Genomic DNA, 11,524 nt, shown 5'->3' on the forward strand with positions numbered 1-11,524 from the left:
GCTGTTTGCGACCCCAGTCCGCACCCGTAGGATTGCAAATCGGGGCAAAGGCCGACACGGATTTAAACCGACCCGGCAAGGACCTCGCGAGGGTCAAAGCGCCATGGCCGCCCATAGAGTGGCCGGTTATAGCCTGACGCTCGAGGTCCAATGGAAAAGCGTTGCCAAGAAACTCGGGCAGCTCTTCGGCGATATAGTCCCACATCTGGAAATGCTCGGCCCAGGGTGACTGGGTGGCATTCACATAAAACCCGGCGCCCTGTCCCAGATCATAGGCATCGTCATCCGCAACCCCTTCGCCGCGTGGCGATGTGTCGGGAAAGACCACGGCGATGCCTTGCTCGGCTGCCCAGGCCTGTGCGCCAGCTTTGACCATTGCGTTTTCATGCGTGCAGGTCAGGCCCGACAGATACCACAGAACGGGCACCGGCCCGTCCTTGGCCTCGGCAGGCAGGAACAATCCAAAGGTCATATCGCACTGGCAACTGTCAGAGCGGTGCTTATAGACCCCCTGGGTGCCGCCGAAACATGCGTTCTCGGAGATGATTTCCATGGCCTTGCTCCTAATATTCACGTGCTTGGCTTGTGGCTACCTCAAGGTTTCCCCAAAGAGCAAGCGCCAACAAGACCTCGCAGGACTGATATCCGACAGGCGCCCGATTTCACAGCATCTGTACCCAGCCGATGACCAACGACAAGGTCACAATCGAGAGAGCGGTCGAGATCAGAATGGCGGTCGAGGCCCGCTGCGCGGCAACGCCATAGTTCTGCGCGATCATAAAGACGTTGCCCGCCACCGGCAAAGCGGCTGCCGCGATGATGACGCCAGCCGAGAACATGTCGATCTGGAAAATGAACAGGGCGCAGATCGCAACTGCGGCGGGGTGCAGAACCAGTTTGCAAAAAGTTATCCAGCCCGCGACGCTCAGACGTTCGGCTGATTTCCCTGCAAGCGACGCGCCGATTGCAAACAGCGCACCGGGCGTTGCCGCGGATCCCAAAAGGTCCAGAAACGTGTTGGCGACCTCGGGAATGGGCCATGCCATCGCGGACCACCCAAGCCCAAGAACAATCGAGACAATCATCGGGTTGCGCAAAAGTCCCAGACCGATTGTCTGCAGGATCCCAAGGCTCATGCGCCCATCGCGCGCACCGGTGATGAGAATGACGATCAAAGAGGAAAACACGATGAGGTCCACCATCAGAACCAGCATATTGGGGCCAATCGAGGCCTCGCCGAAAAGCAGAAGCAGCATCGGAATGCCAAGAAAGCCCACGTTTCCGATCACAGCGCATTGGCTTTCCACTGCCGTGGTCGGCACGTCCTCGCCGCGCAAAAGGCAGACACACGTGGCCACGACATAGACGGCGGTGGTCCCTGCGAGATAGGCCCAGATCACCTGCCAGTCCCAGATTTCGCCCAAGGACAGATTGGCCGAGAATTTGAACAGCATCGCCGACAGGGCAAAATAGAAGACGAATTTCGTCAAATAGGCCGTGGCGTCCTGATTAAAGAACCCCCGTCGCCCCGCCATATACCCCAGCGCGATAATCGCAAAAAACGGCAGTGTTTTTAGAAAAATTGCCAGCATGAGAATTTGGTAACAGGTTCTTACCAAATCACAACGCCTTAATGGGCTGCGCCCCTTGAACTTGGGCCTTGCGTCTATAAATCAAGCCTCTGTTTTGTGTGTGTTCGCGGATTTGTGCTTATGGGCCCATGGGTTGTGTGAAACCTGAGCTTGTAAAAACTAAACTGCTCAGTTTAAAACTATAGACAGCAAGTGACAGGATCTCATGAACACGCACAGCCCCATTGCCCGTAAAGGCCGCAAGGTCGACCAAGTCCTCGCCGGCGCGCGTGAGGTGTTTATGCGCGACGGGTTTGAGGGCGCAAGCGTTGACGAGATCGCGAAAGTGTCGGGCGTGTCCAAGGCCACGCTTTACAGTTATTTCACTGATAAGCGGCGGTTGTTCCAAGAGGTCATTCAAGCGGAATGTGATCGCATGTCTGGCGAGATCGAAGCCCGCATCGACCCAACGGCCCCAACCCGCGAGGCGCTGCAGACGGCCGCTTACGGGCTGACAAGTTTTCTGGTGTCTCGGTTCGCGCAGCGGGTGTTTCGCATCTGTCTTGCAGAACGCGACCGGTTTCCTGAGCTCAGCCAGACCTATTTCGAGAATGGTCCAAAGAATGGCCACGATCAGCTTGTCTTGCATCTGCGCGCGGCGGCGGAGTGTGGCGAGCTGAAGATCGATAACATCGACATGGCTGCCTATCAGTTCACAGAGCTTTGCAAGGCGGATCTGTTTGTGCGCGCGGCATTCGGGGTCGAAAGCGACTTTTCACAAGAAGAGATTGCGCTGGTGGCCGAAGAGGCCGTGGAAACCTTTATGGCGCGTTACGGCGCATAAAAAAACGCGCCCCGGAAGGCGCGTTTTCTGTCAATGCTTTCAGTAGTTTAGAATTCGACGACGGCCCGAATGGACTTACCTTCGTGCATCAGGTCAAATCCGTCGTTGATCTGATCCAAGGTCAGCTTGTGTGTGATCATTGAGTCGATTTCGATCTTGCCATCCATGTACCAGTCCACGAATTGCGGCACATCGGTCCGGCCTTTGGCGCCTCCAAAAGCGGTGCCTTTCCAGACGCGGCCTGTGACCAGTTGGAACGGACGGGTCGAGATCTCGGCACCAGCCGGCGCGACGCCGATGATCACAGAAACACCCCAGCCGCGGTGCGAGCATTCCAGCGCGTCCCGCATGACCTGAACATTTCCGGTGGCGTCAAAGGAATAGTCCACGCCGCCAAACTGGTCTTTCTCGGTCTTGGTCAGCTCGACAATCCGGTCTGTGACGGACTGGTCGCCCAGCTCGGACGGGTTCACAAAATCGGTCATGCCGAACTTGCGCGCCATCTCTGCTTTGTCGTTGTTGAGGTCAACGCCGATGATCTTGTCTGCTCCCGCCATGCGCAGGCCTTGGATGACGTTCAGGCCGATGCCGCCCAAACCAAAGACCGCGGCTGTCGACCCAATCTCCACACCTGCCGTGTTGATCACCGCGCCGATGCCGGTGGTCACGCCGCAGCCGATGTAGCAAATCTTATCAAACGGCGCGTCTTCGCGGACTTTCGCCAGCGCGATTTCCGGCAGAACCGTGTGATTGGCAAAGGTGGAGCAGCCCATGTAGTGATAGATCGGCGTGCCATCCAGCATCGAGAACCGTGTTGTGCCGTCGGGCATCAGGCCCTGACCCTGGGTGCCGCGAATGGCCGTGCACAGGTTGGTTTTGCCAGACAGACAAGAGTGACACTCACGGCATTCCGGCGTGTAAAGCGGGATCACGTGATCGCCCGGTTTCAGGGTTGTGACGCCTTCGCCAACTTCCACGACGACACCCGCGCCTTCATGGCCCAGGATCGACGGAAACAGCCCTTCGGGATCGGCTCCAGAGCGCGTGAATTCGTCGGTGTGGCAAATGCCGGTTGCTTTGACTTCGATCAGAACCTCGCCCTTCTTCGGGCCGTCCAGATTCACCTCCATCACTTCAAGGGGTTTGCCTGCCTCGAGGGCGACTGCAGCACGTGTGCGCATATTGGGTACTCCTCCAACTGTTCTTGCGTGCGAGCTTGCTGCAAATCTTGAGTCGGTGCAATCAGACATCCGACTCAGAAATGTTAAAGTGCGACAGAAGCCTAGGTGCGATCAACGCGGGCGGCAAAACAGCCGCGGGCTGCGAAATGCGTGTGAATATAGGCAATGGAACGATCGTGGAACATACGCTCTATGCTGGTGCGCACGGCGTCGCCTTGGGCCAGTTCGGCATCCTGAATGCACCCATCGGAATCAATGCCACGCAAAGCGATTGGGTTGGTGGTTAGAATGGCAGGCAGCGTGTCTTCCGCCCCATAGGGCGTGTCGGCCCCTTCATGGACGTAAATCGCATGCCGCGCACGGTAGGGGCTGTCTACGGGCAGGTGCTCATAGTTCAACAACAGCGCGGTTTCGCCAATTTCGATGGGCGCAAGACTTACGCGGTCCGGAAAGGCCGGATAGGCGTCGACCTTGTGGCGGCTGATGTGAAGGGCCGCGAGCTCTTGGTCGGATTTCCCATAGAGATGCTGAAAGGGCTTGGGGTCCAAACCTTTAATACGAAAGGACATTTGTGTCTCCTTGCAAAGTGGATACGCTACATTTGCAAGGAGGTTGCGGTGCAATCAGCCCGTTTCTTGCGCTTTCTCAGCGCTAATATCGTTATTGGCGATAAGAGCGGTGACAGCTGCGGCAGGTGCCTCCGATCGCGCCCATGCCGGATCCGATCGTATCGGCGTTTGTGATGTCCAGCGCCTCGGCTGCGTCTTTCAGCGCGTTGGCGTTTTCGGTGAACCCCGCGAAATCCTCCCAGATTTCAGCGCGGGCTTCGCTTTTCGGATCGTCCTCTTGCGCCTCAAAGAGGGCAGGGATTTCAGAGGCGTGTTGCACCAAGGCAGCCTTGGCGGCGGCAGCGGCTTCTGCATCAAAAGCAACGCGCCCACGGGCCATGTTGCCCAGAACTTTCGAGGCCGCGCCCAGCTGTTCCATTCCCTGCATGCGCGCCATCACTGCCGGGTTCTGAACCCCGTTGTGGGCAAGGGCCACCGTCGCAATCATCAGGCTGGCGGACATTATCAGGGCGGTTCTTCGCATAGGGCTCTCCTTTTGGCTGTCCTTACACAGCCTCGACTCGGCGGCAGAATCAAGTTAGAAAATTAGAACAAAAGTGGAACATTGCTGCCCAATGCCCAAACGACGTGTCCTTTCTTTGTGGTTCCCACGCCTGGGGGCCGAACGGTTGATCCGCCAAGACCCGATGTTGGCGGAGCGCCCGTTCGTGGTGTTGCGCGACACGGGGCAGATGCAGGTGATTGCGTCGATGAACTCACAGGCTCAGGCCGCGGGTCTGACACATGACCAACCTTTGCGCGATGCGCAGGCCATGTGCCCCGAGGTGTTGACGCGCCTGCAAAATCCCCGCTCTGAGGCATTGTTCCTGACATCCCTGAGGCGCTGGGCAGGCAAGTTTTCGCCCTGGGTGTCAGAACAGCTGCCGAATAGTCTGCTGCTGGATATCACCGGTTGTGCCCATCTTTACGGCGGTGAAGAGGCGATGCTGACGCAGGTTCAAGAGGATTGCGTGTCGCTGGGGCTTTCGGTGCAGGCCGGTGTTGCTGATACGGTGGGCGCGGCCTGGGCCTTGGCGCGATACGCAGGCCAGCCCGGCGCGCAGCTGCGCAGTGGGGACGCCATCGATCAAGAGGCCCGCGCCACAAGATCCCGCGCAGTCAAGCGTCGCCATTGGGAGCGGGGTGGCGCAGCTCCGCGTGTCGGAGAGCTGCCTGCCCAGAGCTATCGAATTGCCGCGCCGGGTCAGACCTATGCCGCGCTGTCTGATCTGCCGGTGGCCGCACTGCGCCTGTCAGAGGACAATAAAACACAGCTATTGCGCCTTGGGATCCGCAACATCGGAGATCTTCTGGGGCAGCCCCGTGCGGGTCTCGCGCGGCGGTTTGGGCGTGATCTGGTGATGCGGCTGGATCAGGCGATGGGTCATCAGCCCGAACCGGTCAGCCCCGCCGCGCCTCCGCCGCGGTTTGCGGTCAGGCTGAGTTTCCCCGAGCCGATTGGCCTGGAGGACGACGTTCTGGCCGCATTGGACCGGCTTTTGCCGCGCCTGTGCCAGCGCCTGAAAGACAAATCTCAGGGCGCGCGCGTCGTGCGCCTTCAGGCCTTTCGTACAGACCATTCCATGCAGGAACTCGAGGTCGGTCTGGCGCGCGCCTCGGATGATCCGCACCGTATTCGTCCACTTTTGGCAATGAAACTGGGGGATTTGGTTTCCGAATTCGGGTTTGATCTTTTGCGCCTCGAAGCGCCTTTGACCGAACATCTTTCTCGGCGTCAGATGACGGGCCATGCCGAGGCAGGGCGACAGGTGGCGGATCGTCTGGCCCGTTCGACGGCGATGGACGATCTGCTGGGGCGCATTGGCGCGCGCATCGGATTGGAACGCATCACCCGTGTGCATCCCGCCGAAAGCCATATTCCGGAAAAGTCACATAGCATTCTGGCGGCGGCCTGGTCCGAGCCGTTTGCCGATCCCTGGCCGGATTACAAGCTGGATCGCCCCGTCCTGCTGTGGCGGCCCGAGCCGGTTTCGGCCCCCGATACGCCTGCCGTGCCACGCGGCTTTCGCTGGCGCGGACGCAGCCTGACACTGCATCACTCCCGCGGCCCGGAACGCCTTGCGCCGGAATGGTGGCTTGATGATCCTGACTGGCGCAGCGGGACACGGGATTATTGGGATATCATCTGTGCCGAGGGGGACCGCTTGTGGCTGTTTTACGCCCACGGCGGTGCGGTGTCCTCGGGTTGGTTCTGTCACGGGAGCTTTGCCTAATCAGGCCCGAAGCGCGTCACAACTGATCTGGAAAAGAAGGCCCCCGGCGGCGCGTCGGGTGGGGGCAAGAAAACTGCGCCACCGGGGATGTGAGCGGGAAGATCTCGCTACAATGCCTTTATGCTCTTGGGATTGGGCGGATTCGGGGAACATCGAGGGCAATTTAGGTATCTCTTTACGGCAAAACCTAGGCAGGGTTGATTTCTGCAAAAAACAGAGCGACGCTGATTTCCATGAATATGACCACACCGACCCCGTTTCAAAACGGACATCCCGTGCCGCAGCAGGTGGCCTTTCACCGCACAGAGCTGAACGTGATCCTATCTCTTTACGGCCGCATGGTCGCCGCCGGAGAGTGGCGCGACTATGGGATTTCAAATCTGAAAGACGTGGCCGTGTTTTCTGTGTTCCGCCGCACCGCGGAGCACCCGCTCTACACCATCGAAAAACGCCCCAAACTGCGCAACAAGCAGGGGCTTTATTCAGTGGTCGGCATGGACGGGCAGATCCTCAAACGCGGTCACGATCTGAAAACCGTCCTGCGCGTGCTGGAGCGCAAGCTGATCAGGGCCGTTGAGTAGCGCGCCTAATTGGTCTCATTCATGACGGCAATGAGATTGCTCAACAAATCAAACTCAAGGTCTGTTCCAGGATTTTGGGTCTGACGCCAAGTTATCGACAGAGCACATTTGACCACCGCCCATTGCATCAACACTTTGGGCGGGACGTTCAAAGATTGACACCATATGTCCCGAACGCGCCGAATGCGATCGTTATCTCGCACCAGTGTTGGCATGTCGGTGGGATGGCGAAATGCATTTGCCAATTCGTAAGCGCGCGGGCCGATCACCCCTTTCGCGTCAAACGCGCAATAGCCGCGCGCGCAAAGGCGCACATTTTCGTAATGTAGATCCCCGTGAAGCGGACGCACATCTTGCATCTTAGATGTCAGTGCCATTGCCAGCTCACGCGCGACGACCAGTAAAGCTTTATGTTCGGCGGACAGTAACGAGTTGGGAGGAATGCTCGTGAAATCTGAAAGCCAGTCCACGAGCTTTGGCATCGACGGCGACACCTGTCCCAGTTGATTGTGTAGCCCTGAGGCGATGCCTCCAAGCTCTTCAGCCGCTTTCGTGTCATGACCCGTGCGCGCGAGATCACCAAGGGATGGTCCATCCAGCCATTCGGTCACTGCCGCGTCTTCTGACGTGTCCACAACACGTGCTGCAAAGGTCTTGGAGGCGGCTCTCAGAAAGTCGAAACCAGAAGCCTCATTTCCCATGGTGCCATGTTTATAGACTTTCAGAGCAACCCAAGAACCGTCATAAGAGAGGGCTTTCCAAACCTTTGCGGATTGCGTGTTTGCAATCAGTTCAGGTTCAGTAAGGCTGAACTTGGATAGATAGTAATGTAGCGGATTTTTCAAAAAGCCGTCGCTCTGTCATAGCTGCTTTCGTTGGCGTTTAGCCGGACCCTATGAACTCAGGTTTTCCACCGTTAGAAAGAAATTCTGCCAAGCCAGCTGTTGGTCTTTTGACAGGGCATTGTCGCCGCCGATGTGAAAGCTGTCTGGGGAAAGGTGGGTGAGGTTCAGCAACGTCGCGGCCTTACACAGGCGCTCTTCCTGTTCTGTGGAAAGCTGCCCACCGACAATCTGGCTTAAAGACACTTCGCCGGTGCGTGCCTTGTCCAGATCCGCGATGATCTTGCCCATGCTGGCTTGTTCTGCGTCCTCGGGAAAGGCGTCGACCACGGCGTTGATGCGCGACAGGTCATCTGTCGACTCGCCGCCGCAGGCCCATTTGATGGCAATCGGCACCAGCACAAAATCAAAGCCGAAAAACACATTCTGTGCGTCCACAGACTGCGCTGACAAAGGAGAGGTCAGACACATAAGACCAATCGTGCAATTACGTAAAACAGACAACATCCAACACACTCCACTCGTTGTTCACTTACTGGACCACCTTCTGCGCAGCCATCACACAAAGCAATTCAAACATCACCGAAACACCCAGAAAGGCCGTGCCACCGGCCTGATCGAATGGCGGGCTGACCTCGACCATATCCGCGCCCACGATGTTTAACCCGGCTAACTCTCGGACAACCTGAAGCGCCTGAAAGCTGTTCGGACCTCCTACTTCGGGGGTGCCTGTGCCGGGGGCATAGGTCGGATCAATAAAGTCGATGTCATAGCTGACATAGGTCTCATGGTTGCCGACGATTTCGCGTGCTTCGGTCATCACGTCGGTGATGCCGCGTTCAAAAAACTCTTCGATGCGAATGATCCGGATGCCCTCGGCGCGGGCGAAATCGATGTCTTCGTTGTCATAGGCTGTGCCGCGAATGCCGATCTGAACCACACGTTTGGGATCCAGAAGACCCTCTTCCACCGCACGTCGGAAGGGGGTGCCATGGGTATACATCGTACCGCCGAAATAGCTGTGAAACAGGTCCGTGTGGCTGTCAAAATGGACCATCCCAACAGGCCCTTTTCGCGCGACGGAGCGCAACACGGGCAGCGAGGTCAAATGGTCTCCGCCGGCGGTGAGCGGAATGATCCCGTGATCCAGCACTTGGTTGTAAAACGCCGTGATCCTGTTCATCGAGTCCTGAATATCGGCGGGGTTCGGACCGACATCACCAAGATCAGCGCAGTTGAGCGCCTCAAACGGGCGCACTCCGGTTGCGCCGTTCTGCGCCCGGATCATGGTCGAGGAATCGCGTAATTGGCGCGGCCCGTGACGGGGGCCGGGGCGGTTGGTTGTGCCGCTGTCCCAAGGCACGCCGATGATGCCCACATCGACGTCAGAAAGACGCGCATCATCCAAGGCCAAATACGGCAGGCGCATAAACGTCGGCACGCCTGCAAACCTTGGCAGTTCCATTCCGGAGACTGGCTTAAAAAAATCACTACTCATCAACGGTCTCCTAAAACTCTTTTCAAAGAGGTCACTTCGCCACCGCCCTGCTGTGCAATGCGCGCGATTGCTGTGTCGATATCTTCATAGCAGGTCGCCATGGCGTGGGCGTTGGCGTGAATCAGTCGCGTGTCATCCACGATCATCGCCACATGGCCTTTCCAGAAGATCAGATCGCCGCGGGTCAGCGTGCTGCCTGCGTCCAGACGCTCGCCAAGGGCGATTTCCTGCAGGTCGCTGTCTGCAGGGCAGGGGATGCCACAGGCCAGCAGCGCCGCCTGAATGAGGCCGGAACAATCGATCCCAAAACGGCTGTTTCCGCCCCACAGATAGGGGGTGTCCAGATAAAGCTTGGCCTCTGATACGGGATCCGTCTTTGGATCTTGGACCCGCCCCAGATGTTGCAGCGCGATATACCCATCGGCGGTCTGGGCAAAGCCATCGGCCTCGGCCATCACGTGCAGCAGACACCCGTGGCTCAGACGCATGACATCCATAGATTTGATGTCGGCGCGCCGATACACGTGGCTGGATGCAGCCGTGACACGGTGCGTCGGGGCCGGGCACTGCGCCAGCGAAGAATTTGGCACATATCCCACGTAGCCGTCTTTGACAGACCGCACAAAGGCCCAGCCCTTAAAGACCTCATAGACATCAACACCATCGCCAAACAGCAATTGGCGCTCGCGGTGGCCTTCGGGAACATTCATCAAATCCACCAAGGGCCAATGCACCGAAAAAGGCTGCGGATCGACATAGTCCACTCCGGCCCAGCTGTCGCGCAGACTTGGGTCTGCGACACGTTTGTTGGCTGGGGTGAGGCGTCGATCTGGCGTCATATATCTAGGATCTCGGGCAGCGCGTTCAGGATGGCGCGGGCCCCCATGCCAACGCCCCCTTTCGGGCGGGCGGGCGCCGCGGTCGGGTTCCAGCCGTATATGTCAAAATGGGTATAGCTTTGCCCCTCTGTAAAGCGGCGCAGGAACAGGGCTGCCGTGATAGACCCGGCAAAACCGCCTTTCGGGGCGTTGTCCAAATCGGCAATGCCCGGCTCGATCATGGCCTCGTAAGGATCCCAGAAGGGCAGGCGCCAGACTGGATCAGACACCTTTAGCGCAGATGTGGCGAGTGCCGCCGCGATGCCGTCATCATCTGTGTAAAACGGCGACAGATCCGGCCCAACGGCCACGCGCGCGGCGCCGGTCAATGTGGCAACCGAGATGATCTGATCGGGCGCGTCCTCGGTGGCGAGGGTCAGGGCGTCGGCAAGAACCAAGCGCCCTTCGGCATCGGTGTTGTTGATTTCGACGGTCAGACCATTGCGGGCGGTCAGGATGTCGCCCGGGCGAAAGGCATCTCCGTTGACGGCATTCTCAACCGCGGGGATCAGGACGCGCAGCTGGAGGGGCAAGTCCAGCGCCATAATCATATGCGCCAACCCCAGAACCGTCGCGGCCCCGCCCATGTCCTTTTTCATCAATCCCATGGATCCACCAGGCTTCAGGTTCAGCCCGCCGGTGTCAAAACAGACCCCTTTGCCAACCAGCGTCAGCTTTGGCCCCGCCGTCCCCCAGCGCATATCGATCAAACGAGGGCTGCGCGATGACGCACGGCCTACTGTGTGAATCATTGGAAAGTTCTGGGTCAGCAAGTCTTCGCCCGTCACCGTCGAGATATCTGCGCCAAACTGTTCAGCCAGACTGCGCGCGGCGACTTCCAGCTCGTCCGGGCCCATGTCATTGGCAGGGGTGTTGATCAGATCGCGGGTCAGGGCCTCGCCTGCCGCCAGTGCTTCGACACGCGCGGCATTCAACCCCTCTGGGCAGATCAGTTTGGCCGAGGCCCCTTTGGCTGACGCGTATCGATCAAAAGCATATCCCGACAACAGCCAGCCAAGCGCCTCGGTTTCCAGATCCCTCGGCCCAAGATCATTGGCCAGGCGATAGATGCCCTCTGGCAAAGACTTGGCGCTTGCCGCCAATGTAAATCGGGTACGGGCGCGGGTCTTTTCAGATCCCAGCCCAACGACAGCGCCTGCAATTGCACCGCCATCTGACGGCAACAAAGCAACGGACCCAAGGCCTGCTTGGAACCCTGTTGATGCAATCCAGGACTGTACGTCCTGCGGCTGTTGCGTCAGCCAGTCGTCCAGCCCTTCGGTGGTC

General features: G+C 58.5%; 13 protein-coding genes. 3 read left to right on the top strand and 10 right to left on the bottom strand.

The window, feature by feature from the left end; all coding sequences use genetic code 11:
• The coding region (fghA, locus tag ACEQWH_RS09360; protein WP_370230077.1) for an S-formylglutathione hydrolase at positions 1-553 on the bottom strand (553 nt) is incomplete at its 3' end.
• Positions 554-662: 109 nt separating this feature from the next.
• Positions 663-1,592, bottom strand: coding sequence for an AEC family transporter (locus ACEQWH_RS09365; protein WP_370230079.1), 930 nt, complete (start codon positions 1,590-1,592; stop codon positions 663-665).
• Between the two features lie 205 nt (positions 1,593-1,797).
• Between ACEQWH_RS09365 and ACEQWH_RS09370 the strand changes: the two genes are divergently transcribed.
• Positions 1,798-2,415 carry a TetR/AcrR family transcriptional regulator gene (locus tag ACEQWH_RS09370; RefSeq protein ID WP_370230081.1) on the top strand — a complete coding sequence of 206 codons (618 nt, stop codon included), beginning with the start codon at positions 1,798-1,800 and terminating at the stop codon, positions 2,413-2,415.
• A 47-nt stretch (positions 2,416-2,462) separates the two neighbouring features.
• On the opposite strand, the gene ACEQWH_RS09375 is transcribed toward ACEQWH_RS09370, so the two are convergent.
• The 3 genes from ACEQWH_RS09375 to ACEQWH_RS09385 form a co-directional block, all read right to left on the bottom strand.
• Positions 2,463-3,596, bottom strand: coding sequence for an S-(hydroxymethyl)glutathione dehydrogenase/class III alcohol dehydrogenase (locus ACEQWH_RS09375; protein WP_370230083.1), 1,134 nt, complete (start codon positions 3,594-3,596; stop codon positions 2,463-2,465).
• Between the two features lie 101 nt (positions 3,597-3,697).
• The gene (locus tag ACEQWH_RS09380; protein ID WP_370230085.1) at positions 3,698-4,165 is read right to left on the bottom strand and encodes a DUF1203 domain-containing protein; all 468 of its coding nucleotides are present in this window, start codon (positions 4,163-4,165) and stop codon (positions 3,698-3,700) included.
• Positions 4,166-4,256: 91 nt separating this feature from the next.
• Positions 4,257-4,688, bottom strand: coding sequence for a cytochrome c (locus tag ACEQWH_RS09385; RefSeq protein ID WP_370230086.1), 432 nt, complete (start codon positions 4,686-4,688; stop codon positions 4,257-4,259).
• A gap of 91 nt (positions 4,689-4,779) precedes the next feature.
• On the opposite strand from ACEQWH_RS09385, the gene ACEQWH_RS09390 reads away from it, so the two are divergent.
• Complete coding sequence (locus ACEQWH_RS09390; RefSeq protein ID WP_370230088.1) at positions 4,780-6,438, top strand: DNA polymerase Y family protein; 1,659 nt, start codon at positions 4,780-4,782, stop codon at positions 6,436-6,438.
• Between the two features lie 233 nt (positions 6,439-6,671).
• Entirely contained in the window at positions 6,672-7,019 is a 348-nt protein-coding gene (locus ACEQWH_RS09395) for a DUF2794 domain-containing protein (RefSeq protein ID WP_370230089.1), read from the top strand.
• A 5-nt stretch (positions 7,020-7,024) separates the two neighbouring features.
• Here ACEQWH_RS09395 and ACEQWH_RS09400 read toward each other — a convergent pair whose 3' ends face one another.
• The 5 genes from ACEQWH_RS09400 to ACEQWH_RS09420 all read right to left on the bottom strand — a co-directional run.
• Complete coding sequence (locus ACEQWH_RS09400) at positions 7,025-7,864, bottom strand: aminoglycoside phosphotransferase family protein (RefSeq protein WP_370230091.1); 840 nt, start codon at positions 7,862-7,864, stop codon at positions 7,025-7,027.
• A gap of 48 nt (positions 7,865-7,912) precedes the next feature.
• Positions 7,913-8,368: a hypothetical protein gene (locus ACEQWH_RS09405; protein WP_370230093.1), complete on the bottom strand. Its 456-nt coding sequence runs from the start codon at positions 8,366-8,368 to the stop codon at positions 7,913-7,915.
• Between the two features lie 25 nt (positions 8,369-8,393).
• Positions 8,394-9,359 (bottom strand): agmatinase, encoded by a 966-nt coding sequence (speB, locus tag ACEQWH_RS09410; protein WP_370230095.1) that lies wholly within the window; start codon positions 9,357-9,359, stop codon positions 8,394-8,396.
• Entirely contained in the window at positions 9,359-10,198 is an 840-nt protein-coding gene (locus tag ACEQWH_RS09415) for an NlpC/P60 family protein (RefSeq protein WP_370230097.1), read from the bottom strand. Before ACEQWH_RS09415 ends, speB begins: the two co-directional genes overlap by 1 nt.
• The coding region (locus tag ACEQWH_RS09420) for a M17 family metallopeptidase (protein ID WP_370230099.1) at positions 10,195-11,524 on the bottom strand (1,330 nt) is incomplete at its 5' end. The genes ACEQWH_RS09415 and ACEQWH_RS09420, both read right to left, overlap by 4 nt.

This window comes from Cognatishimia sp., assembly GCF_964229375.1.
Classification (GTDB): Bacteria; Pseudomonadota; Alphaproteobacteria; order Rhodobacterales; family Rhodobacteraceae; genus Cognatishimia.

Bases quoted from the DNA above. Each gene is read 5' to 3' on its own strand.
- ACEQWH_RS09365 (WP_370230079.1), bottom strand. From the start codon at position 1,592: ATGCTGGCAATTTTTCTAAAAACACTGCCGTTTTTTGCGATTATCGCG.
- ACEQWH_RS09370 (WP_370230081.1), top strand. From the start codon at position 1,798: ATGAACACGCACAGCCCCATTGCCCGTAAAGGCCGCAAGGTCGACCAA.
- ACEQWH_RS09375 (WP_370230083.1), bottom strand. From the start codon at position 3,596: ATGCGCACACGTGCTGCAGTCGCCCTCGAGGCAGGCAAACCCCTTGAA.
- ACEQWH_RS09380 (WP_370230085.1), bottom strand. From the start codon at position 4,165: ATGTCCTTTCGTATTAAAGGTTTGGACCCCAAGCCCTTTCAGCATCTC.
- ACEQWH_RS09385 (WP_370230086.1), bottom strand. From the start codon at position 4,688: ATGCGAAGAACCGCCCTGATAATGTCCGCCAGCCTGATGATTGCGACG.
- ACEQWH_RS09390 (WP_370230088.1), top strand. From the start codon at position 4,780: ATGCCCAAACGACGTGTCCTTTCTTTGTGGTTCCCACGCCTGGGGGCC.
- ACEQWH_RS09395 (WP_370230089.1), top strand. From the start codon at position 6,672: ATGAATATGACCACACCGACCCCGTTTCAAAACGGACATCCCGTGCCG.
- ACEQWH_RS09405 (WP_370230093.1), bottom strand. From the start codon at position 8,368: ATGTTGTCTGTTTTACGTAATTGCACGATTGGTCTTATGTGTCTGACC.
- speB (WP_370230095.1), bottom strand. From the start codon at position 9,359: ATGAGTAGTGATTTTTTTAAGCCAGTCTCCGGAATGGAACTGCCAAGG.
- ACEQWH_RS09415 (WP_370230097.1), bottom strand. From the start codon at position 10,198: ATGACGCCAGATCGACGCCTCACCCCAGCCAACAAACGTGTCGCAGAC.